This is a genomic window from uncultured Algoriphagus sp. (genome assembly GCF_963974835.1).
GTDB lineage: Bacteria > Bacteroidota > Bacteroidia > Cytophagales > Cyclobacteriaceae > Algoriphagus.
Genome location: NZ_CAXBET010000011.1, coordinates 76115 through 100791 on the forward strand (window position 1 = coordinate 76115; position 24677 = coordinate 100791).

A 24677-nucleotide genomic window follows, 5' to 3' on the forward strand; every position below is an offset into this window, starting at 1 on the left:
ATGACATTGGTATTAAGTATGATGAGTGTCCTTTCAGTAGCTCAAACCACAGGTGGGCTTAAGGGGAAAGTAATTGAGCAGGCTACCAAACAGCCTATGGTTGGCGTGACAGTTAAGGTGGACAATACCCAATTGGGAGCGATAACAGATATCGATGGAAACTTCTCCATTGAAAACGTGCCGACAGGCTCTTATTCACTCACACTTACATTTATAGGGTTTCAGACCAAAAAAGTGACTGATGTAATTATTACAGCCAGCAAAACATACTATGCTGAATTTGAACTACTAGATGAGATAGGTGACCTCAGCGAGGTGACTGTTGTGGCCTTTAAAGGCGAAAATAATCCAATAACACCTGTGTCTGCATTTTCCTATTCCAGAGAGGAAATATTCCGAAATGCGGGTTCTCAGGGGGATATCATGCGGGCATTAGCCGTTCTGCCAGGTGTGGTCAGTGCAGGAGCTCAATTTTCTGCCATAGCGGCCAGGGGACAGGGCACGCAGGATAATGTATATATGGTTGATGACATACCTATGTTCAATCTATCACACTTGGAAGCCGAAGGGATTTCTTCGGGATTTAATGATCCCAATGGTGGAAGGTTTAGCATTTTCGCTCCCCGAGTTGTGGATAATGTACAGTTTCAGAACGGTGGGTTTGATGCCACCTTTGGGCGTAAGTCCTCTTCCTACCTCGGACTTGGAATTAAAGAAGGAAACAGGGAAAGCAGTTCATTCAGTGCGCAGGCGGAGCTATTGGGCGTAACATTGATTTACGATGGTCCACTTACAAAAAAGACGAGCCTTTTTACTTCTGCACGCTATCAGAATTTTGCCGGAGTCGCCAATCTGACAGGTATTTCAAACATGGGGACAATAACCCTCAGTGATTTTCTGGTTAAAACCACCACTGAAATCAATCCCAAAAATAAACTATCATTCATCGCCATGCACAATCCAGAAAGTCCTAGCAGAAGCATAGATGATATTGATCCGGGTACAAATATTAATGACGATAACAGCGCTGGGTTAACACTATGGGATCATAGAGGAGGAAATACACTGGTTGGGTTAAATCTTCGTACGCTTACGAGTTCATCCAGTTATTGGAAGAATGTACTTTATTTCCGGGCTTCCACCGTGGATAATACCTTTGGGTACTTTACACCTTTTTTAACTGATGACGGTGAAATAATAGATCCGGAATTTGGGCATAATGAAGATGCATTAAGGACTATAAAAAATAACCAACAGGAGTTCGGATATCGATCAATTTTCACCAAGAATTATGATAAGTTAACCCTGAGTGCCGGGTTTGATGCGATAGCAGTTAATCTGGATTATGAGAGAAATCTCGCACGCCCTGATACACTTTATACATTTAGATCTACTGATTTTCGCCCTGATCCATCCCAGTATTACCAGATTTTAGATCCCGCACTTTACAATGCCAGCTTTGACGATATGGCCTTCAATGGGTCAGCCTATGTTAGTCTTTCTTGGAATGTTTCAAATCGATTGACGCTTAATCCTGGATTACGATACGATTACACAGGGTTCGCTGAACAGCACACAATTTCACCGAGATTAAGTGGTAGTCTGCTGTTGGGAGATAGACAGAGTATAAATTTTGCCACAGGTGTTTATTACCAGGACGTGAGTTATTCTAATGTAGCTGCTCAAAGTTTTGGAGACGTCATTAAGAATGAACGGACTATTCAAAACATTCTTGGTTACAAAATGCAATTTTCAGGTGACTTAAAGTTTGTGGCTGAGGCTTGGCATAAGCGCTTTGATGATTTGGTTGTTCAGCCGAACAGAGTTGAGAGCACACTGAATAATGATGGGACAGGATATGCTTATGGAGCTGATTTCAGCTTAATCAAAAGGCTGTCAAAGAAATACTATGGCCAAGTAAGTTATTCCTACATGCAAAGTGTACGTGATGATAATGATGGCTTGGGAGAATACGACTATACATTTAACATACCCCATGTATTCAGTGCCCTGGCAAGTTATAAGCCAAATGATAAATGGGTTTTATCTGCCAAATTCAGATACTCAACAGGACGTCCGATTGATGATTTTATCGTCCATGACAATGTTTTTAACGACCTGACATTGCTGCGATATTCCCAGGAATTAACATCCAGAAACGGAAGGTTGCTGAATGATTTTGTAAGCTTTGATATCCGGGCTGACTACAATATTCAGATGAAGCGAAGCGCCCTGACATTATTCCTGGACATAACAGATATCCAAAATACGTTCAATGTGAATTTTGAACAGTTTATCCCACTTACTGGACAGGTTTCACGCTCAGGGCTAGGCATGTTCCCAACGTTTGGGCTGAAAATCGAGCTCTAAGTAAAATAAACCAAGAATAGAAAAGCTGAAAGTCTTTTTATAAGAGCGCCAAATGAAATCTGGTGAAATAAATCACTCAATTAAATTTTAATCCTCATGAAGGTAAATGTAATCATCAATAAAGAACCTTTCATTATGGACGCAGATCCTGAAATGCCCTTGTTATGGGCAATTAGAGACCTTGCAAATCTAAAAGGGACAAAGTTTGGGTGTGGGAAGGGATTGTGTGGTGCATGTTCCCTTTTTGTAGATGGAGATTTGGTGCGCTCTTGTTCTTATCCTTTAAAAATGGCTGAGGGTAAAGAAGTAACCACCATAGAAGGGCTCTCCGAAGATGAAGCCCGACTGCATCCTATACAGCAGGCTTGGATGGAAATACAGGTGCCGCAATGCGGCTACTGTCAGCCGGGTTTTATGATGGCTGCAGCCAAGCTTTTGGAGGTATACCCAACTCCCACAATCGATGATATAAAGAATAATATATCCAATATCTGTCGCTGCGGTACACATCCCCGAATTATCAGAGCAATTATTTATGCATCCAAACTAAAGCACAATGGCTAAACCAACTAATAATCAAAAAGGGATATCCAGGAGGAAATTCTTGATCAGGGCCAGCACGGGAATGGGGGGGACGATAGCCTTACTTTACTTTGGTAGATCCATTATCCGCCGTGAATTGAGTGACTTTATTGCGGAAATGGAAATGCCTTCTGGAATTTCTGACTTTGACCATCAATTATGGTTTGAAATTAATTCAGATAATACAGTGACCTTGAAATCCCCTAAAGTAGAAATGGGACAGGGGATTTTCACTGGCTTTGCGATGTTGGCTGCCGAAGAATTGGATATTGCACTGCATAAAATTAACGTGGTTCATGCTTCCACTTTAAATGGCATTATCGGAAATACAGGTGTGAGTAACAGTACATCTTCTTTGTATGTCAGTATTCGTGAAGTTGCGGCCACTTTGCGGGAAACATTAAAACTTCAGGCGTCGAAAGTATGGGGGCTTCCGTTGGAATCAATCACAAGTAAAGATGGAGTACTTTCTTCAACCGGTAAAGAAATGACCTATGCTGAGCTTGCAGGACAAATTACCGTATGGGAAACCGCACAAACTCCTGTTCTTCGTCCGGAAAGCTCTTTCAGGTATGTGGGCAAAGAGCAGCAGCGAATTGATGTAAAGGACAAAGTGCTGGGGAAACCAATCTATGGGATTGATACCACCCTGCCCGGTATGGTTTTCGGTGCTGTTATGTACTGTCCTTATATAGGTGGAAAATTAAAAAGTGTTGATTTAAAAGGAGCCCAGAATTTGGTGGGTGTCTTAAAAGTCATCCAAGAGAAAGAGTGGGTAGGAGTAGTGGCCAATTCTAGATTTGAGGCAGAAAATGCACTTTCAAGGATAAAGGTTTCTTGGGATTATGATCCAGACTACTCTACCAAAAATACAATAGAAGCAGTTACAGTGGGAATTGGAACTGAAGTAACGATCCAAAAGGAAGGAATAGCTGGAGTTGATTATCACCAACAATTAAAAAGCGAGTTTAGAACACCTATTGGATTTCATGCCTGTATGGAGCCGAGTATTGTTGTGGCGAATGTAGAGGGTGAAAAGCTTACCGTTATAACCTCACATCAGCATCTCCCTTTCATGCAGCAATCCTTATCAGATGCCTTGGGATTCAGAAGTGAAAATATTGCGATGATTCCTGCATTTTTGGGAGGTGGGTTTGGAAGGAAGACATTTAAACATAATGCAGTGGAAGCAGCTATCCTTTCCAAGACGGTAGGCAAACCAGTACATCTTCTTTTTACGCGACAGCAGGAATTTCAAAATGGATTTGTAAGACCCAATACCCATCATATCCTTCAGGGTAAGTTGGATAAAAATGGCCAAATCCTGTCACTTGAACATAAGCTTGCCACTGGCCCTATGGGTTTTATGGCTGTACCTGAATTTGTACCTCCAATTCTCGGTGCTGATTTTATAGTGGCAGGTCACGGAGCCAGAATATCCTATTCAATTGATAGTATTAAGACAACTATGTGGCAAAGTATGCTACCATTCGAAACTTGCATGTGGCGGGGAGTAGGCATGTTCGCAAATACGTTTGCCATTGAAAGCTTTATGGATGAATTGGCGCATAATGCTGGGGTAAACCCACTCCAATTCAGACTTGATTACTGTGGAGATTCAGTGCAATTAACTAGAAGAAGAAAGCTGTTGGAAGTTCTGGCAGAAAAGTCTTCTTGGTACGAAGCCAAACCAGAAAATCTGGGACGAGGATTAGCTGTTTGTGATGATCATAAAACAATTGCTGCGGCAGTGGTGGAGTTGAAAATTGAGAGTGGAAAAATTATTATCACTAAGGTTTACCAGGCAATTGACCCTGGGAAAATCATAAATCCTGAAGGCATAAGACAGCAAGTAGAAGGTGCGACTATGATGGCAATCAGTGCCAGTCTATATGAAGAGGGTACAATTGAGAATGGCCAATTTGTGGAAACCAATTTTCATAATTATAAAGTCGCAACCCTAATGCATACTCCTGAAATAGAAGTGATCATGCATGAAGGATCTGATAAGCCTTCAGGTGTTGGAGAACCGCCTATATCACCAATTGCACCTGCTATCGCAAATGCAATTTATAATTTGACTGGATTACGACTTCGGATATTGCCACTCCAAGGCGAATTTGATACTACATCCAAATGAAGGGGTAGAATCACTTTTAAATACTGATTTATAAAAGTTGGTAATACAACTAAAATGGTTTTCCCTAAAACGACCTCCTCAAATACCTTTAACTATCTACGCACTAACAAACTAGGAAATGGACCTAAAAAAATGTACAATCCTAATTATCGGTGGAACCAGTGGAATTGGCTTGGAACTAGTCAGACAATTGCAACTGCAAGGTGCCAAACTCATCGTCACAGGCAGAAAAGAAGATGGTCTAAGGCAAGTCAAAAAGATGTTTTCCGAAGTATATACTTTTCAAAGTGATGTTAGTAAGACCGAGGACATTGAGGAACTGTTCTTCAAAGTGACCAAGCAGTTTCCATCATTGAATATGATTATTAATAATGCGGGAGTAATGCGGTTGCTGGATGTTCAGGATTATTGGCTGCGAATGGAAGATATTACCAAAGAGATTGATTCAAATCTCAAAGGGACTATTCACATGGTCCATAAATTTCTGTCTCATTTATTGTCAAAAGAATCTTCCGCAATTGTCAACGTCTCTTCTGCTATATCCTACATTCCTTATTCCTTAGCTCCGGTTTACAGTGCATCCAAGGCAGGTGTTCATGCCTATACTCAAGCCCTTCGTTTACAGCTTGAAAATTCTTCTGTAAAAGTATTTGAAGTAGTCCCCCCTGGTGTAAACACAAACCTTCAAAATAACTGGCTGATCCAGCCTGACCAAAGCCAAATGATGGATGTGGATAAAATGGTAAGTGAGGTACTAATAGGATTGAACAAGGGAAAACTTGAAATCAGACCGGGCTTATCTGGAGTAATAAAATTAGCCAGCCGAATAGCCCCCAATTTTCTATTAAAATTTGGCCACAGGGAGTTTGAAAAATTCCAGGCTCTACATAAGATAAACTAACTACTATGAAGAAAATTATTACCACGGCCGCCATGTTAATTATAACCGTGCTGTCGTTTGCTCAAAGTTTGCCCGCAAATGCCATATTGGGTGTTTGGGAAAGTGATGATTCGGATCCAAAACTGAAATTTGAATTTTACAAATCAGGGGAAAGGTACTTTGGTAAGCTTCTTTATGCTTCTAATATGTACGAGGAGGACGGTATAACCCCTAAAAAAGACTTCAAAAATCCCGATGAATTGCTTCGGGATAGATCAAGACTCGGGATTACCAATATTACTGATCTCACCTATTCAGATGGAGAGTATTCTGGTGGTAAACTATATAATCCAGAAGAAGGTCGAACCTATAGTGTAACAGCCAAATTGAATAATGCCATGGAAATGGATCTTAGGGGATATGTAGGGTTTTCAATACTAGGTAAAACAATGAAGTTTAGAAAAGTTGATCCCTAATCTCTACTTAGATGAAATAGGACAGTTTTATGTTAACTCAACCATTTCCTGGGACTGTTTTCTATCGGGAAGGGGTTGATAACCACCATTAATCAATTAATTGAATTCTATGAAAATCGTTAGTACAGTGCTTATCTTGATTTCCGCATTCCTTAGTTTCAAACACGGGTGGGATGCCTTTCAACCTGCGAACGCCCAGCAGACACAGATGATGGCAGACCTTGGTATTTCCAAAGAGTTGATGCCTTATTTCGGAGTTTTTTCCATTCTTCTTGGATTGATGCTTCTTATTCCACAGACCTTTCTTTTAAGCAACATTCTTCACGCCATGGTCATACTATTGATTATGGCTCTTTCCCTTAATGGAGGAAACTATAAAATGGCTTTGTTGGAAATCCCGTTTCTAGCAATGCCTTTGTTCATGATTTATTTGAAGTACCCATTTAAGTTTTAACTCAATTTTGGAAAGAATGATTTACTCAACTAGTTAAAAATTAGATTGTTGAAATCGTTACCTGCTTTTTGGTAACAGGGGATCAACTAAAAACTGAAAGCTAAGTTTATGTTTTCAACTTCATCTAACCCTCATTAATAGTTTAATCAGTTTTTCTTCTTGGAAGTAAGGAAGCCTAATAATACATCTGAGCTGAGGGGAAAAATGCCTATTGAATAATTTACCGATTTATAATATTATTATGTCCAGAGCATTCCATGATTCCACCCATGATTTACTTCCTGAATCGAAGAAATCACAAGTTAGTTCAGTTGTACTTCAATGGTCAGGTATTACTTTGGCAGCAGTAGTATGGCTCAGTGCAGCCTTATTTGGGATGTATATCTTAGCTTTTTATGCATCGGCATATTACCAGGGAGATATGACCAGGTGGAATCATATCCTTCCAAATTTGTATCAGGAAAATTCTGTAGCAGCAAACACCGGAATAGGGTTTCATTTTGCGGCAGGTGGAATCATATTGCTTTTGGGTAGTATCCAGCTTATTGATAAGGTACGTGTAAAGTTCCCATACCTACATCGATGGATAGGAATAGTTTACCTTCTTTCGAGCCTTCTCGCGGCCACAGGGGGATTGATTTTTATTCTAATGCGAGGAACGGTAGGAGGGTTGATGATGGATATAGGTTTCGCACTTTATGGATTATTGATGGGGGTAGCTGCCATCCAGACTTACCGATTCGCAAGGAAAGGCCGTTTTGTCAATCATAGAGCATGGGCATTGCGATTGTATGCCTTGGCTATTGGCTCATGGATTTATAGGATGGACTACGGATTCTGGACCATACTTACAGGTGGATTTGGGCGTGGGGCAGATTTTACCGGACCTTTTGATCAGATCATGAACTTCTTCTTCTATGTGCCCAACTTGCTAGTCGCTGAATTATTCATTAGAGCTAACCGGTTTAATTCTAATGTCTTTTTACGTTGGATCGCCTCCTTACTATTGATCCTTGCAATCGGTATAATACTACTTGGTACCTTCCATATTACCCTACGTTCATGGGGTCCAATAATTATTGATTGGTTTTCCTTGAAGTAAAATAGATAGGTGCTCTGTTTATTTGAAAAGTATAATCGAAATACATTGTAATATGAAGCAATTCACAAAACTCAGAAAATTAGTAACTGTATTTCACCTGTATGGAATCAGTTTATTTGGTGAAAGCAAAAGAGTTAATCTGTACAAGGATTTGAATATGGATCATGTATTTATCAATGGACTGGTGTTTGAACTGGAGTTTACCCTTCAGGTAGATCTTAAGAAGGAAATAGATTATAATATGACTCACCCAATTCATCTTATTCAATCCCTCATGCAGGCATAATCCGGCATAGTAACCGATTTGAACTTTCAGGTATGATTGTTCTAACCTTGAAGCTTTCTATTGTGTCTCTTTTTCATTTGAAAGCCTATAATCAATACAATAGGCTACATGTTGAAGTTTACTTAAATAAACGACGGGCACGCTTTAGTTTATTTCCACAATTATTTTAAAAAATGTTTAATACTTATATTCTTACCGCTCTGATTTATGAAGTATAGCCTTTTTGTTGTGCTATTATTGTGTACTTCTGTCAGTGATGTTTTTTCTCAAAGTACTTCATTTATAAGGCGTTACGTACAAGGCTTTATCACCGATACTGCTGACATTTCCAGACCTCAATTTATCGCTTATCCTTTAATTGCCTATGCTCCTGAAACAAATTGGGAATTTGGAGCAAGTGGTTTATACCTTTTTTATTCTAACCGTGACACCTTAAATCGGCTGAGTGAAATAGTAGCCCAAGGGTTTTATACCATTGAAAATCAATACGGTGGATTTGTGGAACATGCACTTTATTCAAATAAGAATAAATGGTTTTTTCTTGGCAATATTAAGTTTCAAAGCTTTCCTATGTCTTTTTATGGTATTGGTATTGACTCCCAACTTGCAAATGAACAAAAGGTTGATGCACTTCAATTTCTGGTGAAAGAGCGGGTGCTGAGAAAAGTTACAAGAAATTTTTATGCAGGTTTGGAATTTGAGCTGAATCGGTATTCCGATGTTTCTTTTTCAAATCCTGAGCCGATAAGTTCCGGTGATCAGCTAATTGGGAGTGAGGGATCCAGTAACCTTGGTTTGGGATTTGGACTCCTAATAGATAACAGACACAATGTACTCAATGTCAGGGAAGGTTATTTTTCTGAACTGGCAATTCTCAATTATTCTCAATCACTTGGAAGTGAGTATAATTTCACCTCTGTCACTTCTGATTCCCGCTATTTCAAAACTGTTCGAAAGAACCAGGTATTGGCCATGCAGCTTTTGGGACAATTTACCACCGGGAGTGTGCCCTTCAATCAGTTGCCTCAGCTGGGAGGACCTTACCTGATGCGAGGGTATTACCAAGGAAGATTCAGAGATAATAATTACGTGGCAACACAGATTGAATATCGCTTTTTGCCACTACCATTGGGGTTTAGCAAGAGGATAGGAGCTGCTGTTTTTGCTTCGACCGGAACTGTATTTTCGTCTCATGAAAGTCTACAATTGAGGAATTTTACAGGCAGTGCAGGAGCCGGATTGCGCTTTTTGCTTTTTCCTAAAAAGGATATTTTCATAAGAGCAGATTATGCTTTTACCCGAGAAGGAGGAGGATTTTACCTATATATAGGAGAGGCTTTTTAAGTTGAAAGTATTTGCCTCCTTCTGATCTCAGTGTGATCTTTCCAACATACACTGACACACTTTTGAGCTTCATCAAAAACAATACTCGTTATGAATCTCGAAGCTCAGAATCTCAACTTTTCCAGAAATGTTCCGCCTACACTGGAACAGGTACAGGCCTACTTTAACTCCCTTCAAGTCCCGGCTTCCGAAGGGGAAGTATTCTATTTCTATTACCACGGAATGGACTGGTGTAATGAATCAGGTACCGCTATCCGTGACTGGGTGATGGCTGCAGACGAATGGGTTTGGAACCTTGAAAACTGAGGCTTTTGCCAAGGTTAATAGCTTACTGATTGAACAACTCGATCTTCTGCTGAGGATAAGCTTGGCATTGCGTGTTGGCAATGAGCAAGATGTAGGATTGTCTGACGCCAATCCGCTCTTGCCCTTCGCTGCCGGAGTTGCGGAAGGGATAAAATTTCTCCGAAGTCGAAATTTATAATCCTCGGAATATGAAAAAGAGAACGTTAAACTACCCAATACGAAAGACGATCCGATTCACTCCAACTGAGGTAAAGAAATTGGAAATTCTGCTGAAAAGGAATGTCTATTGTCAGACGGTAAGTGAGCTGGTAAGGGAGGTGCTTTTCAAAAGAAAGCTCACCATTAACACGCGAAATGAGTCATTGGAAAAAGTCCTCGTTGAACTTGGATTATTGAGAAATGAACTGAATAAAATAGGAGTGAATATCAACCAGGTTACACACTATTTTCATATGCAGGCTGATCCAAAAGAACGTGTTTTTTTTATAAAGGAATTGCTACCTCATTTTGAGCGAACAAAGGCAAAAATTGACGCGCTACACAGCTTGATTGAAGGGCTGAAAATGCTCAGCTAGTTGGTTGCGAAAATCAGTACCGGGAAGACTATCGGAGGGGTGATTCGATACAATGAACAGAAGGTTAATAACGGACAGGCAAAACTGATTCTAATGGGAGGGGTTGCGGGTAAAAATATTACAGTTGCATCAAAAATACAGGCCTTTGAAAAGGTACAGAGGTTAAATCAGCGGACGAGAACAAACGCCGTCCATATTTCACTTAATTTCTCTCCAAAGGATAAGGTGGATGAGTTTGTACTCCAAAAGATTGTTACTGATTACCTTGTCGGGATTGGATTTGGGGAACAGCCTTATTTGCTTTATCAGCACTTTGATGCAGCGCATCCCCATGTGCATATAGTGACTACCAATATTTCTACTAAGGGAAAGCGCATAGAAACGCATAACCTAGGCAGAATTCTTTCAGAACAGACCCGAAAGGAAATTGAGGATCGATACCAACTTGTAAAGGCAGAAGAGCAGCGCAAGCAAAAAGTCAATTTGCTACAGCCATTGGAGAAAGCTGTATATGGCGAACGGGAAACCAAAGCTTCCATTTCCAATATCGTTCAGGAGGTAATACGCTCGTATCAATTTACTTCGCTGCCTGAGCTGAATGCAGTCTTGGGACAATTCAATGTGTGTGCATACCGGGGTGAAAAGGATAGTGAAATGTTTAAAAATAAAGGTCTGGTATACACCGTTTTGGATTCAGCAGGGAACCGGGTAGGAGTTCCAGTGAAAGCCAGTTCAATTTATTGCAAGCCCACTTTGGTTAGGCTGGAAAGGCTTTTTCTTCGGAACAAAGAAGCTAGGGTGCAGTATAGGGAAACGCTTCGGGGTTTAATTCAAGATGTGTTGAAAAGCTGCAATTCCTTGGAAGAATTTTCTTCCGGACTAAGGACTAAAGGAATCAAACCGATGGTAAGAATTAATGATGAGGGAAGGCTATACGGGGTGACCTATATAGATAACGTAAACCGATGCGTATTCAATGGTTCGGCCTTGTGCAAGGAATTATCCGCTAATGCGCTATCAGTTAGATTTTCGAAGGATCATGTGCTTCCTGATTCATCGGAAACAGAGAGGGAGGTTAAAATAAATGGGCAGGAAAATGAGCGGGAAACTAGAATTCCCGGCCTGGATATTTCGTTAAATTCTTATCAACCCGAAGATCCAACCCCTTATGAGTTGAGGCAGAAGAAAAAGAAACGGCGAAAGAAGCGAATTCAATAAACGTTGGCTATGCAAACTGGAGAAAACACCGAGGGGTTAAGAAAGATTATCGACCTAACCAGAAAGGCAAGTATCGGAATGCTTGGTCTGCATTGCTATTACTACTGTTATCATACGTTCGATCAATGGGGACTTACGCATCCTATTTTAGAAAGGCTTCTGGTCAATATTCAGGATACAGGCCTGTTTAATGAATTGTATATTTCCAAAGTATTTGCATTGGTGCTTTTGCTTATTTCATTGATTGGAGCGAAAGGCAAGAAGGATGATAAACTCAGAGTTGCTCAGATACTCTGGCCGCTGATCTGTGGATTGGTAAGCTATGCGGGCAGTTTTTTTGTTTTATATCTTTCATTTATTGAGAATACGGTAAGTATTATTTACATAACTGTTACCAGTCTAGGGTTCATTCTTATTCTGAGGGGAGGGGCTCTTCTAAGTCGATTATTGAAGAACCGTTTTGATCAGGGGGTATTTAATCATTTGAACGAGACTTTTCCTCAGGAGGAGCGCCATTTGGAAAATGAATACTCGGTTAACCTTCCTGCACTTTACCGGCTTAAGGATAAGGTCAGAAAATCATGGATCAACATCATCAATCCATTCCGTGCTTTATTGGTGGCTGGTACACCTGGTTCAGGGAAAAGTTACTTTGTGATCCGTCATGTGATTACCCAGCACATTAAAAAAGGCTTTTCCATGTTTGTCTATGACTTCAAGTATGATGACCTCTCACGCATTGCGTATAATACGTTACAAAATAACTTTGCAGGGTATCGGATAAAGCCCGAGTTCTATACCATCAATTTTGACAGACTTTCCCATACCCATCGCTGCAATCCATTAGAGCCGGATACAATGTTGGATATAACTGATGCTTCTGAAGCTGCCCGTACTATTATGCTTGGGCTGAATAGGGAGTGGATCAAAAAGCAGGGAGATTTCTTTGTGGAAAGTCCGATCAATTTTCTTACAGCAATTATCTGGTTTCTCAAAAAACACAGGCATGGAAAATTCTGTACGCTACCCCATGTTATTGAATTAATGCAGGTAGATTATGAGAAGCTGTTTACCGTGTTAAGAACAGAGCCGGAAATTGAGGTTCTTGTCAATCCATTTGTTTCCGCTTTGGTTAAAAAGGCTTTTGACCAACTTGAGGGACAGGTTGCCAGTGCCAAGATTACTATGGCACGGCTTTCTTCCCCCCAATTGTATTATGTGCTTTCAGAGAGTGAATTCACGCTTGATCTGAACAATCCAGAAAAACCGAAAATAATATGCATGGGGAATAATCCACAAAAACAGCAGGTTTATGGAGCTGTCTTATCGCTCTATATTTCCAGGGTAGTCAAACTGGTCAACCAAAAGGGTAAACTGAAATCCAGTTTGGTGTTTGATGAATTTCCTACGATTTATTTCAATGGAATCGATAACCTGATCGCCACGGCCAGATCCAATAAGGTAGCTACCTGCTTGGGGGTACAGGATTACAGCCAGCTTCGGAAGGATTATGGGAGGGAACAAGCAGATGTAATTATGAATACGGTAGGGAATTTCATCAGCGGACAGGTTTTAGGGGATACGGCCAAGCAGCTTTCAGAACGGTTTGGTAGGATCATTCAAAACCGCGAGAGTATCTCGATCAACAGTTCAGAAACGTCTTTAAGTAAGTCTACCCAACTGGATCAGGCTGTTCCTTCTTCTACAATCGCTTCACTTTCTTCAGGGGAGTTTGTGGGGATGGTAGCCGATACCCCAGACCAGAAGATAACTTTGAAAGCTTTTCATGCAGAGATCGTTAATGATCATAAAGCGCTGAAATTAGAGGAAGAGAGTTACCAGCAAATACCTCTAGTTCGGGACATTGCACAGGAGGAGGTGGAGGAGAACTACAGGGGCATTAAAAGGGATGTTGAAGAGATTATTAGAATGGAAATGGAACGGGTGTTTGACACGCCAGAGTTAGGGCATTTGATTATTAGGGGATAGGATATTCATTTGGTTACAATAGGAAATAATAGATAATATCGAGCTTTCAGTCATCCGTTCTTACACTGAATAAGGCTTGTAATACCTTATCAGGACTTGATTTGGACACCCGTTAAAACAGGACTTCCAAGTCAATTTTGATCTTCTCATTATCATGTAAAATTCTTGAAAGGCATAGATGGACATCTTTTAAACTTTTTATAAAGTGGAATGGTATATCGCATCAGTATCATTTATCTTTTTTTTAGCAGCTATTTTTCACTCTTCTTAAATACAAGAGAGATGCTTCTAAAGGCTTTATATACAAAGTAATCTCCACTTGCCAAATTTTTATTTCAATAAATATTGGCTTAATTGAATTGATAATAAACCCCCTATGTACATGGATAACCAGTTACTTTCTTCCTTCAAGGAAGTGGAAAGGAAGGTGTGCACCCCTTCTCAAAAACTTTCCCCCGCAGCTGAGAAAGAGCTCTGGGATTTATTTAGATCAGGCAGCAATTCTGCCTTTATTACAATTTATAAACGATATTTTGATGTGTTGTATAGCTATGGATATAGAATCAATAATTCTGAAGACCTGGTAAAGGATGCCATACAGGATGTTTTTCTGGACTTAAAAAAGAACTACAAATCCTTGGGAGAAACTTCCTCCATTAAATTTTACCTATTCAAATGCCTGAAAAGAAGGATTTATAAGGAATTGAAAACCTGGACAAACCTAAAAGAAGATTTGATTCCAAATGAAAGTTTTGAAATTACCTTTTCACATGAACAAACCTTGATCGATAAGCAAATTGATCTAGAAAAGACTCAACTAGTTAATGCAGCACTGAAAAGACTTTCCCCAAGAAAAAGAGAGGCAATTTATTATATCTATTTTGAAGGTTTAACCTATCTGCAGGTATCCGAACTGATGGGACTGTCTGATTCCAAATCCGCCAGAGATCTGGTATACAAAGCATTGAAAAGTTTACGGGATTCGCTAGGATTTCTTCCTTTGTTTTTTACTGCTTTACTACCGTAGTGTGGTGATTTAATTGGGTATTTACTTCTTATTCAAAAGAAAATTTGTGTTTGTTAAAAAAAAATAACTTTTTTTAGACGTTGTTTTGATTGCTCTCTCCTTTATCTAGTGTAAATGCTTTTTAACACTAGCGTACATGAGTCAGATAAATGACCTTTTGGAAGATCTCGAATTCATCAGATGGGTAAAATACCCTGATGAGGAGTTAAATGTTTTTTGGACAAACTGGATGCAGGCAAATCCTCAGCGGGTGGATGATGTCAAACTTGCCCGTGAAATTATCTTCGGTTTGGAGTTTCCTTCCATTTCTCCTTCTGATCAAATTAAAGCGGATGTATTGACCACCATTTTGAAAGAAACTAACCTTTCTTCTTCAACTAAGGCGAGAGGGGACCAATCTGAATTCAGGGGGGGAAGTAAGCTAAACTGGCAATTGCTGCGAATCGCTGCGGTGATTTCCGGAGTGATTTTATTAACATTCACACTTTTTAATTGGCGGGAAAATAATTCTGCGCCAGAAGCTGATATTGAGATAAGCTGGGTTACCAAATCAACTAATGCGGGAGAAAAACTAACCTTCAGATTACCAGACCAGACCATGGTATGGCTAAACTCTAAGAGCAGTCTTAGTTTTCCTGAATCTTTTGATTCCACTGTCCGCTTGGTTATTCTTAAAGGTGAAGGTTTTTTTGAAGTTTCTGAAAATCCTCACCAACCTTTTCAGGTGCTGTCTGATAGCCTAATTACAACGGCCTTAGGTACTTCATTTAATGTAACGTCTAGTTCAGATAAGGAAGTAAAAGTATCACTTGTGACTGGGAAAGTGATGATAAAATATCAATCCGATACGTCAAACTACTTTTTATCACCCGGGAAAGAACTCAATTACAATACACATACCGGTAACGCAAAATTGGGGACTTTCAATGAGGAAGTTGTAACCGGCTGGAGATTTGGAAAACTTAATTTTAAAAAAGCCTCCCTGGATCATGTAATACGTTCTTTAGAAGATTGGTATGGAGTTGATTTTTTAATTGAAGGTTCTGCACGTAGCGACTGGCGGTTTACCGGAAAGTTTGAGAATCAGACCCTTGAAAATATACTGAAAAGTATGTCCAACATTGAAAGCTTTACTTATACAATAAATGACAAAAAAGTAACTATCATTTTTAATCCTTAACCTATGAAAGCAGATTTTATAAATGACTCATGAAATAAGCCAACTGATCAGATCAGTTGGCTCAAATTGTCGGTCCGCGGGAGATTTAACTATTGGGGAATAGGGAATCCCGCGGAACCCAGTCTAATGATATTATCAATAAACCAAACAAAATTATGGAATTAAACTTACAAAAGACAATCTATATGTTGTCCAAGTACTTCTTGTATGGCTTTATAGTTCAAACGTTGCTTTTTAACTTTGTACTTGCTACAACAGTTAATGGGCAATATAAATCGATAGATAAAGTGCATGTAAGATTCGATACCGAGTCCATGACACTTGCCCAGTTTTTTAAATCCATTGAAAAACAAACACCATTTAATTTTTTATATGACGATAAACAGATCAATCCAGACATTGTATTTCAAATTAAGGATCGCAGTGGATCGGTAGAAACCTTCCTTAAGCAAATTTCCTATCAATCCAATTTACGGTTTCGTCAGGTAAACAATGGTATTGATGTGAAGGAAGACCCCAGGCTCCCTTATGTTACCATAGCAGAACGATTAAAAGGAGCAGAAATAAAAGGAACTGTCTTTGATGAGTCTGGAACACCTCTGCCAGGTGTGACTATAATGTTACAAGGCAGCACAATGGGAACAGTTTCTGACGTAGATGGGAATTTCTCGATTGATGTACCGGAAGGAGGAGTTTTAATATTCTCCTTTATAGGCTTTGAAGAACAGGTCCTATCAATAGGAAATCAGACTACACTCAAGGTAACAATGTTGGAAAATCTTTCAGCCTTGGATGAGGTGGTTGTAGTAGGGTATGGTTCCCAAAAGAAAGTTAATTTAACCGGTGCGGTTAGTGCAATCTCTTCGGACGAAATAGTAAATCAACCCGTTGGTCAATCTTCAATGGTTCTACAAGGGGTGGCCCCTGGTGTAACAGTTACACAACGAAGCGGTCAGCCCGGGAGTGATGGTGGAAATATCAGGATAAGAGGAATCGGGACTTTAGGGGATTCAAATCCTCTGATCATGGTGGACGGTGTAGAAACCAATATGAACAACGTCGATCCGAATGAAATAGAAAGTATATCTGTACTTAAAGATGCAGCTTCAGCTGCAATTTATGGATCCAGAGCTGCTAATGGAGTAGTATTAATTACTACCAAAAGGGGCAAAGAAGGCGTTCATGTAAATTATAATATGTACGTAGGTTTGCAAGTTCCCACCCGAATGCCTGAAATAGTAGGAGCGCTTGATCACATGCTTTTGGCAAATGAAGCCTTTACCAATATTGGAAACGATCCACAGTACTCGGAGCAATTTATTCAGGATTATATGGCAGGAATGCCATCTGATCAATATCCCGATACAGACTGGCAGGATTTGACCATGAGTAATTCTGCTTTTATGCAGAGCCATAATGTCAGTGTAAACGCTGGAAACGAAAAGGCAAAGGTATTAGCCTCCTTTAGTTACTTGGATCAGGATGGAATAATTCCTAATACCGGGTTTAAACGATACAATCTTAGATTCAATTCAGATATAAATGTCACAAATAAGTTGACCCTTTCGACGGATATATTTTTAAGACGTGCAGATCAGATAGAACCTTCGAATGGAACCGGTTATGTTTTTCATTGGATGAGAAGAATACCAGCCAATGAAGTAGGTGTACTCTCCAATGGTAGATACGGAGAAGGATGGAATGGGGATCATCCTTTGGCTCGGGCCAAAGACGGTGGAGTTCGAAGCACTGAAAGCTTGGACGCTATTCTAAACTTTAAATTGAATTACCAATTTACTGAATGGTTGTCTGCAAATGTGATGTATGCACCAAAACTATGGAACCCACATGTTAAAAGCTTTTCGAATATTACACAGACATATGCCAGGGATGGGGAAACGCCAACCTTTTTTGTTCCTCAAAGGAATTCTCTGACTGAAAGTTATACCCGAGAATGGTACAATAATTTTCGAGCCATGGTTAATATGGACAAAACATTTAATGAGGTTCATACCCTTGGATTTACAGGTGGTTTTCAACAGGAAGATCAGACAAACCAATGGATTTCTGCTTACCGGCAGGTCTTTCCCCTTCCTGATTACCAACAGATCGATGCCGGAAACAGATTGAATGAACAGACTGGTGGATCTGCGGAACATTGGGCACTTCGATCACTCTTTGCCAGAGCAACTTACAATTTCGATGAGCGCTATTTGCTGGAGGCAAATATTAGAAGGGATGCATCTTCCCGCTTTGCTGAAGGTAACCGGGTAGGTGTTTTTCCTTCCTTTTCTGCTGGATGGAGGATTTCTGAAGAGTCCTTTATGGAAGGATCAAGTGATGTGATTGATCATTTAAAGTTACGGGTTTCTTGGGGAAGATTGGGAAACCAGAATATTGGACTTTATCCATATGCCGCATTTATTTCTCTTGGGGGAAGTGCTCAGGATTATGCCTTTGACGGAGTGATTTCTCCGGGTGCCGCATTAAATAACATGGCGAATAAGGATATAAAGTGGGAGACCACAGAAACTACCGATATCGGATTGGAGTTCAATCTTTGGGGGAAGCTGGATGTGACATTTGATTATTATCAAAGAAAAACTAAAGACATTCTTCTGGCTCTCAACATTCCTTTAACACTTGGTTTAAGTGCTCCTTATCAAAATGCTGGGGTGGTTCATAATACAGGCTACGAGCTCATGTTAAATTATAGGAACCGGATAGGTGATTTTGATTATGGAGTTGAGGTGAATTTTTCTGATGTAAAAAATGAAATAATTAATTTGAGAGGGATCGAAAATACTGGTCTAACTGTGAATAGGGAAGGTCATCCTATTGGTTCATTCTTTGGCTACGTTGCAGATGGTTTTTTTCAAACTCAGGAAGAGGTGGACAATCATGCCACCCAGTTTGGAAATGTAGGACCTGGGGATATCAAGTATAAGGATTTGGATGGTGATGGTATGATCAATGACCGCGATCTAGCGGTGATTGGCAGTAGTATCCCCAGATATACCTATGGACTAAAATTAAATGGAGGTTATAAAGGATTTGATATCTCTGTATTCTTTCAAGGAGTAGGTCAAGCCGATGGATACCTATTCGGGCAGGGAATCATGCCGTTTTACCTTGGCGGAACAGTACAGGAGCAACATAAAGATCGATGGACACCAGAGAATCCCAATGCCAGGTATCCTAGGTTGGCTTGGAATCAGACCAATAACCAACAGAATTCAAGTTTCTGGATGAGTAATGCAGCTTACCTCAGGTTACAAAGTGTGCAGTTAGGCTACGTTTTACCAAAGGGACTTCTTGAAAGGTTAAAGGTTCAGAATTTAAGGATATACCTAAGTGGTAGAAACCTTTTCACGGTGACTGATTTTTATGAAGGGTATGATCCCGAGGCACCAGTAAGTGATGGCGGCTGGTATCCTCAGATGACCACTTATACGATGGGGCTTAACCTAAACTTTTAAACACCAACAATCATGATAAAGTCTATTAAATATATATCGATCCTAATTATTTTACTTGTTATCCAATCCTGTGATGATCAATACCTGGATAGATTGCCACTGGATTCACCATCAAGTGAAACCTATTTTGCCAATGAAACCGAACTTGAAATGGCTGTAACCGGTGTCTATAACCGGCTATGGTACTCAACTCAGGGAGCTGTATGGTTTCTTTCATTTGATTTTGCTTCCGATGATGGATGGGATAGAAACGGAAGTGCGTTACAAGCACTGGGAAGGGGTGAGCAAAATGCAGATAACGGTTATACCAATGGTTTCTGGTCTGCTTTTTACCGGGCCATCAACAGAGTTAATTATATCACATCAGGAGCCGAAGGGCTCAGATCTGAAATGGATCCTGCAAAATATGACAGGTTGGTAGGTGAGGCAAGATTTTTAAGGGCGTATTTCTATTCTTACTTGGCTGAATTGTATGGCGATATCCCCTTAATAACAACAACGCTGACAATCGAAGAGTCCCAGACCCCAAGAAATCCTAAAAGCGAAGTAATTGATTTTGTGTTGAGTGAGCTGAACGAAATCAAGGAGTACCTGCCTTTGAGTGCATCCGAAAAGGGTAAGGTAACCCAAGGGACTGTATTGGCATTAATTTCAAGAGTTGCCCTGTGGAATGAAAGATGGGAAGATGCTGCTTCCGCTGCCAAAGAATTAATTGATTCCGGGGAATATTCCATTGACCCCGACTATTCGGGAATGTTTACTTTTTCTGGAGACCACTCTCCGGAAGTTATTATGAGAATTCAATACCTCAGAGGCGTGACTACCCATAATACACCACGGGATTTCCTTTCGAGAATGGCACTGGGTCACTCCAACAAAAAGCCACCTCAGGATTTCGTGGATACGTTTGCCTGTATTGATGGACTTTCCATTGATGAGTCTCCTTTGTATGATCCTCAGCATCCTTTTGAAAATAGGGATCCTAGAATGAATTATACTTTGGTTGTACCAGGCTCCAGATTAGTTAATTGGATTTTTGAAACGCACAGGGATAGTACGCAAACCTGGGAATTTCGCGGGGGGGATAAAATACGTGTCCCAAATATTGAAGCACAACATGCATATGCTTCCTTTACTGGATATTTGTTTAGAAAACATGTGGATGTAACTGATTACCCCACGAATGTGGGTGCATCTGAACAAAGCCTAACAATTTTCAGACTGGGAGAAGTATTGCTTAATTATGCTGAAGCCAAAGTGGAACTTAATCAGCTGGACGCTTCGGTATATGAGGCGATCAACTCAATTCGGGCTCGCGAATCGGTAAAAATGCCGCCAATAAGTGAGGGCAAAACGCAGGAGGAGATGAGAAATCTAGTAAGAAGGGAAAGGAGAAGTGAGTTGGGAATCGAAGGGTTTCGATATTTTGATATTAGACGGTGGAAAATTGCAGAAGAAGTTATCCCTGGACCGGTCAGAGGAAGAGTTAATCGCTACGGTGCAGGTGGCTGGTTGAGCGAACCTCCTCAGATTGATGCGATAGGTACTCCAAATTATGATAATGTGAGCAATGCTGATGAAATGGTAGTGATCGAAACCAGAGCATTTAATCCTTCAAGGGATTACCTATGGCCAATTCCTAGGATTGAGTTGGAAACCAACACCAGCTTGATTCAAAATCCAGGTTACTAGCTTAAGTTTTTTTAAACTCATATTCTTCAGCGGGCGGGATACAAATTTCCTCCTGCTGAGGATCTTAAACTGAATGAAATGAGGCAAACCTAAAATTGTTTCTGATCTAGTTTCTCAAAACAACCAAACATGAAAAAAATAATCATAACACTTACGATATTATCTTCCCTATTTTTTTGGGGGGCTGGAAAAGCGCAAACCTATGACCTAGTTGTTTATGGAGGTACCTCTGCCGGTATCTCAGCAGCAATTCAAGCCTCAAGGATGAAGAAATCAGTAATACTGATTGAACCTTCTAACCGGCTTGGTGGCCTAACTACAGGTGGGTTGGGTCAAACGGATATAGGTAATAAGCAGGCTATAGGAGGAATTTCTAGAGAATTTTACCAACAAATTAAAAACTATTATGATCAGCCAGATCACTGGAAATGGCAAAAGAAGTCTGACTATATGGACAGCGGTCAAACCCGCACCAAGGAAGGGGAAGATGCAATGTGGACATTTGAGCCTTCCGCAGCATTGTCCGTCTATCTCCAAATGATCGCTTTGGAAAACATAGAAGTTCTTTATAATGAACGATTACTTCGCTCAGAGAATGGAGTTTTAAAGCAGGTTGGGGTGATAAAGAGCATCGTAATGGAAAGTGGAAAAAAGGTTGATGGAAAGATGTTTATTGATGCCACTTATGAAGGGGATTTGATGGCTGTTGCAGGAGTATCCTATACTGTGGGGAGAGAAAGTAATGAACAATACAAGGAGAGCCTTAATGGAGTTCAGGCTAATTATTGGGGAGTTACTTTAAAAACAAAACCTTCAAGAAATGCCAGAAACCACAATTTTGTACCAGGGGTTGACCCATACATTGAGAAGGGAAATCCGGCGAGCGGGCTTCTTCCTAATATAGTGGAAGGAGGGCCGGGTGTAGACGGTTCAGGTGACAGTAAGGTTCAGGCATATTGTTTTAGAATGTGCCTTACAGATCATCCCGACAACAGAATTCCATTTCAGAAACCAGCAGGTTACGATGAAATAAATTATGAACTACTTTTCAGAAATTTTGAAGCTGGAGAAACGCAATTGCCTTGGATTAATTCCTCCATGCCGAACCGCAAAACTGATACAAACAATAGACTTGGATTCTCCACGGACTTTATTGGTCAAAATTATGATTATCCTGAAGCAAGCTATGAGCAAAGGGAGAAGATAGTAGAAGCACATAGGACATATCAACAAGGTCTTATGTGGACCTTGGCAAATCATCCCAGAATACCTGCTGAAGTAAGAAAAGTATATTCACAATGGGGAACTAGCAAGGATGAATTTGGCCCTGAGGATGGGTGGCAAAACCAATTGTATATCCGTGAAGCAAGGAGGATGGTCAGTGATTTTGTGATGACCCAGCGGCATTGTGAAAGGCTAGAGATTGTGCAAGATCCAGTTGGGTTAGCAGCTTACGGGATGGATTCACATAATATCCAACGATATGTGGATGCAAATGGGTTTGTCCAGAATGAGGGAAATGTGGAAGCTCATGTGGAAGGACCTTATCCGATAAGCTATAAGGCCATTATTCCCAAAAAAGAAGAGGCTACTAACTTGTTGGTTCCGGTCTGTCTCAGTGCCTCTCATATAGCATTTGGGTCTATTCGAATGGAACCTGTATTTATGGTCCTAGGACAATCTGCAGCAATTGCAGCATCGCTGGCAATAGATAATTCCAGTACAGTTCAGGATTTGTCCTATGAAAAGTTAAAAGAAGAGTTAATCAACAATAAGCAGCGACTGGATTAAAAAATATCCGGATTCCATTCAGAAATAATTCACTTTTCTACTAACAATATAATTTATGAAATTGATAAATATTTATGTAACAGCGTTGTTACTAATGATAGGGTTGATCAGTTCGACTTCATTCAAGGCAAAGGAACCTGAAAAGGTTACAGATATCGTCATCTATGGGGGTACCTCAGGGGCAGTCACGGCAGCTATCCAAGCCAAAAAAATGGGTAAAACAGTTGTGTTAATTTCACCGGATAAGCACCTGGGTGGCCTAACTACCGGCGGTTTAGGTTGGACTGATACTGGTAAAAAAGAAGTGATCGGAGGCTTGGCAAGAAATTTTTACGAAAGGGTATATGCCAAATACCAGTCAGACGAAGCGTGGAAGTGGGAAAAACAAGATGATTTTGGAAATAAAGGTCAAGGAACTCCAGCCATTGACGGAGAATTTAGAACAATGTGGATTTTCGAACCGCACATTGCAGAAGAGGTCTTTGATGAATGGGTAAAAGAGTCTGGTATTGAGGTATATCGGGATGAGTGGCTTGATCGAGACACAGGAGTGACTGTGGTCGATGGGGAAATTGCAGCTATCAGAACATTAAGTGGAAAGGAATTTTACGGAAAAGTTTTTATTGACGCTACTTATGAAGGTGATCTAATGGCAGCAGCTGGAGTAAGCTATCACGTAGGGAGGGAAGCAAACAGTGTATACAATGAGGAATGGAATGGAATTCAAACTGGAATTTTTCACCATCGCCATCATTTTCAGGTTTTGGATCATCCCATTGATCCCTACAAAACTCCAGGTGACCCTTCCTCCGGTTTATTACCAAAAATCAGCGAAGAAGATCCGGGGATGAAAGGGGAAGGGGACGATAAAATTCAGGCCTATTGTTTTAGAACCTGTATGTCTAATCACCCGGATAATAGGGTGCCTTTTCCCAGACCAGCTAGCTATGATTCTACGCAATATGAGCTGTTAGTCAGGATTTTTGATGCAGGATGGAGAGAATGGTTTGGAAAGTTTGACATGATTCCCAACCGGAAGACCGACACCAATAATCATGGACCTTTCAGTTCTGATAACATAGGTAAAAATTATGATTACCCAGAGGCCAGCTATGCACGAAGAAAGGAGATCATACAAGAGCATGAAGATTATCAAAAGGGTTTACTATACTTTGTAGCAAATGACCCAAGAGTACCTAAGCAGATTCAGGAAGAGTTTCAAAACTGGGGACTTGCAAAAGATGAATTCACGGACAATGGTAATTGGCCACACCAAATTTATGTTCGGGAAGCAAGAAGGATGATTGGCGCTTTTGTAATGACTGAAAATGAATTATTGAGTAAAAAGGCGACGCCTGAGTCAATAGGTATGGGTTCTTATACAATTGATTCCCATAATATCCAACGCTATGTGGATGAGAATGGGCACGTTCAGAACGAAGGTGATATCGGGGTAGGATTGCCTGGCCCCTATGAAATTGCCTATGGTTCAATTGTTCCCAAAAAGCATGAAATCACCAATCTGCTTGTACCAGTAGCAGTATCGGCAAGTCACATTGCCTTTGGATCAATTCGTATGGAGCCAGTCTTTATGATTTTAGGTCAATCTGCTGCCACAGCTGCGGGAATGGCTATTGATCAAAAAATAGCTGTACAAGATGTTCCTTACGCACAGCTGAAGAACACCTTACAAAAAGAAGGGCAAGTTTTATCCTTGGAAGATGAAATTAAATAGTAAAAAATAGTTTAAATGATCTTTGTAAAAAAACAATCAAATGCAGCCAAG

19 protein-coding genes are annotated in these 24677 nt (G+C 40.3%); all 19 read left to right on the forward strand.

Annotated features, from left to right (window positions below):
• The 19 genes from AACZ73_RS18200 to AACZ73_RS18290 all read left to right on the forward strand — a co-directional run bounded on the left by AACZ73_RS18200 (position 1) and on the right by AACZ73_RS18290 (position 24626).
• The gene (locus AACZ73_RS18200) at positions 1 to 2370 is read left to right on the forward strand and encodes a TonB-dependent receptor (protein WP_339880077.1); all 2370 of its coding nucleotides are present in this window, start codon (positions 1 to 3) and stop codon (positions 2368 to 2370) included.
• A 96-nt stretch (positions 2371 to 2466) separates the two neighbouring features.
• Positions 2467 to 2934: a (2Fe-2S)-binding protein gene (locus AACZ73_RS18205; RefSeq protein WP_339880079.1), complete on the forward strand. Its 468-nt coding sequence runs from the start codon at positions 2467 to 2469 to the stop codon at positions 2932 to 2934.
• Entirely contained in the window at positions 2927 to 5092 is a 2166-nt protein-coding gene (locus AACZ73_RS18210; protein WP_339880081.1) for a molybdopterin cofactor-binding domain-containing protein, read from the forward strand. The genes AACZ73_RS18205 and AACZ73_RS18210 overlap by 8 nt, the downstream gene beginning before the upstream one ends.
• A gap of 118 nt (positions 5093 to 5210) precedes the next feature.
• Positions 5211 to 5993, forward strand: coding sequence for an SDR family NAD(P)-dependent oxidoreductase (locus tag AACZ73_RS18215; RefSeq protein ID WP_339880083.1), 783 nt, complete (start codon positions 5211 to 5213; stop codon positions 5991 to 5993).
• 5 nt (positions 5994 to 5998) lie between these two features.
• Positions 5999 to 6448: a DUF2147 domain-containing protein gene (locus AACZ73_RS18220; protein ID WP_339880085.1), complete on the forward strand. Its 450-nt coding sequence runs from the start codon at positions 5999 to 6001 to the stop codon at positions 6446 to 6448.
• 109 nt (positions 6449 to 6557) lie between these two features.
• A complete protein-coding gene (locus tag AACZ73_RS18225; RefSeq protein WP_339880086.1) occupies positions 6558 to 6902 on the forward strand; it encodes a hypothetical protein in 345 nt (114 codons plus the stop codon).
• A gap of 241 nt (positions 6903 to 7143) precedes the next feature.
• Complete coding sequence (locus tag AACZ73_RS18230; RefSeq protein ID WP_339880087.1) at positions 7144 to 8004, forward strand: DUF2306 domain-containing protein; 861 nt, start codon at positions 7144 to 7146, stop codon at positions 8002 to 8004.
• A 52-nt stretch (positions 8005 to 8056) separates the two neighbouring features.
• Complete coding sequence (locus AACZ73_RS18235) at positions 8057 to 8290, forward strand: acyl carrier protein (RefSeq protein ID WP_339880089.1); 234 nt, start codon at positions 8057 to 8059, stop codon at positions 8288 to 8290.
• Positions 8291 to 8497: 207 nt separating this feature from the next.
• Positions 8498 to 9634, forward strand: a complete 1137-nt coding sequence (locus AACZ73_RS18240; protein WP_339880090.1) for a BamA/TamA family outer membrane protein — start codon at positions 8498 to 8500, stop codon at positions 9632 to 9634.
• A 90-nt stretch (positions 9635 to 9724) separates the two neighbouring features.
• Entirely contained in the window at positions 9725 to 9940 is a 216-nt protein-coding gene (locus AACZ73_RS18245; protein WP_339880092.1) for a hypothetical protein, read from the forward strand.
• A gap of 188 nt (positions 9941 to 10128) precedes the next feature.
• Complete coding sequence (locus AACZ73_RS18250; RefSeq protein WP_339880094.1) at positions 10129 to 10515, forward strand: mobilization protein MobC; 387 nt, start codon at positions 10129 to 10131, stop codon at positions 10513 to 10515.
• Entirely contained in the window at positions 10516 to 11733 is a 1218-nt protein-coding gene (locus AACZ73_RS18255) for a relaxase/mobilization nuclease domain-containing protein (RefSeq protein WP_339880096.1), read from the forward strand.
• 9 nt (positions 11734 to 11742) lie between these two features.
• Positions 11743 to 13722 (forward strand): conjugal transfer protein MobC, encoded by a 1980-nt coding sequence (gene mobC / locus AACZ73_RS18260; protein ID WP_339880098.1) that lies wholly within the window; start codon positions 11743 to 11745, stop codon positions 13720 to 13722.
• 382 nt (positions 13723 to 14104) lie between these two features.
• Positions 14105 to 14749 (forward strand): sigma-70 family RNA polymerase sigma factor, encoded by a 645-nt coding sequence (locus AACZ73_RS18265; protein WP_339880099.1) that lies wholly within the window; start codon positions 14105 to 14107, stop codon positions 14747 to 14749.
• Positions 14750 to 14885: 136 nt separating this feature from the next.
• Positions 14886 to 15929: a FecR domain-containing protein gene (locus tag AACZ73_RS18270; RefSeq protein WP_339880101.1), complete on the forward strand. Its 1044-nt coding sequence runs from the start codon at positions 14886 to 14888 to the stop codon at positions 15927 to 15929.
• Between the two features lie 155 nt (positions 15930 to 16084).
• Positions 16085 to 19408, forward strand: a complete 3324-nt coding sequence (locus AACZ73_RS18275) for a TonB-dependent receptor (RefSeq protein ID WP_339880103.1) — start codon at positions 16085 to 16087, stop codon at positions 19406 to 19408.
• Positions 19409 to 19420: 12 nt separating this feature from the next.
• Positions 19421 to 21100 (forward strand): RagB/SusD family nutrient uptake outer membrane protein, encoded by a 1680-nt coding sequence (locus AACZ73_RS18280; protein ID WP_339880105.1) that lies wholly within the window; start codon positions 19421 to 19423, stop codon positions 21098 to 21100.
• A 129-nt stretch (positions 21101 to 21229) separates the two neighbouring features.
• On the forward strand, positions 21230 to 22891 hold the full coding sequence (locus AACZ73_RS18285) for an FAD-dependent oxidoreductase (RefSeq protein ID WP_339880106.1): 1662 nt from the start codon (positions 21230 to 21232) through the stop codon (positions 22889 to 22891).
• A 94-nt stretch (positions 22892 to 22985) separates the two neighbouring features.
• The gene (locus AACZ73_RS18290; RefSeq protein ID WP_339880145.1) at positions 22986 to 24626 is read left to right on the forward strand and encodes an FAD-dependent oxidoreductase; all 1641 of its coding nucleotides are present in this window, start codon (positions 22986 to 22988) and stop codon (positions 24624 to 24626) included.
• The last annotated feature ends 51 nt before the right edge of the window (positions 24627 to 24677 follow it).

Bases quoted from the DNA above. Each gene is read 5' to 3' on its own strand.
- AACZ73_RS18200 (WP_339880077.1), top strand. From the start codon at position 1: ATGACATTGGTATTAAGTATGATGAGTGTCCTTTCAGTAGCTCAAACC.
- AACZ73_RS18205 (WP_339880079.1), top strand. From the start codon at position 2,467: ATGAAGGTAAATGTAATCATCAATAAAGAACCTTTCATTATGGACGCA.
- AACZ73_RS18210 (WP_339880081.1), top strand. From the start codon at position 2,927: ATGGCTAAACCAACTAATAATCAAAAAGGGATATCCAGGAGGAAATTC.
- AACZ73_RS18215 (WP_339880083.1), top strand. From the start codon at position 5,211: ATGGACCTAAAAAAATGTACAATCCTAATTATCGGTGGAACCAGTGGA.
- AACZ73_RS18220 (WP_339880085.1), top strand. From the start codon at position 5,999: ATGAAGAAAATTATTACCACGGCCGCCATGTTAATTATAACCGTGCTG.
- AACZ73_RS18225 (WP_339880086.1), top strand. From the start codon at position 6,558: ATGAAAATCGTTAGTACAGTGCTTATCTTGATTTCCGCATTCCTTAGT.
- AACZ73_RS18230 (WP_339880087.1), top strand. From the start codon at position 7,144: ATGTCCAGAGCATTCCATGATTCCACCCATGATTTACTTCCTGAATCG.
- AACZ73_RS18235 (WP_339880089.1), top strand. From the start codon at position 8,057: ATGAAGCAATTCACAAAACTCAGAAAATTAGTAACTGTATTTCACCTG.
- AACZ73_RS18240 (WP_339880090.1), top strand. From the start codon at position 8,498: ATGAAGTATAGCCTTTTTGTTGTGCTATTATTGTGTACTTCTGTCAGT.
- AACZ73_RS18245 (WP_339880092.1), top strand. From the start codon at position 9,725: ATGAATCTCGAAGCTCAGAATCTCAACTTTTCCAGAAATGTTCCGCCT.
- AACZ73_RS18250 (WP_339880094.1), top strand. From the start codon at position 10,129: ATGAAAAAGAGAACGTTAAACTACCCAATACGAAAGACGATCCGATTC.
- mobC (WP_339880098.1), top strand. From the start codon at position 11,743: ATGCAAACTGGAGAAAACACCGAGGGGTTAAGAAAGATTATCGACCTA.
- AACZ73_RS18265 (WP_339880099.1), top strand. From the start codon at position 14,105: ATGGATAACCAGTTACTTTCTTCCTTCAAGGAAGTGGAAAGGAAGGTG.
- AACZ73_RS18270 (WP_339880101.1), top strand. From the start codon at position 14,886: ATGAGTCAGATAAATGACCTTTTGGAAGATCTCGAATTCATCAGATGG.
- AACZ73_RS18275 (WP_339880103.1), top strand. From the start codon at position 16,085: ATGGAATTAAACTTACAAAAGACAATCTATATGTTGTCCAAGTACTTC.
- AACZ73_RS18280 (WP_339880105.1), top strand. From the start codon at position 19,421: ATGATAAAGTCTATTAAATATATATCGATCCTAATTATTTTACTTGTT.
- AACZ73_RS18285 (WP_339880106.1), top strand. From the start codon at position 21,230: ATGAAAAAAATAATCATAACACTTACGATATTATCTTCCCTATTTTTT.
- AACZ73_RS18290 (WP_339880145.1), top strand. From the start codon at position 22,986: ATGATAGGGTTGATCAGTTCGACTTCATTCAAGGCAAAGGAACCTGAA.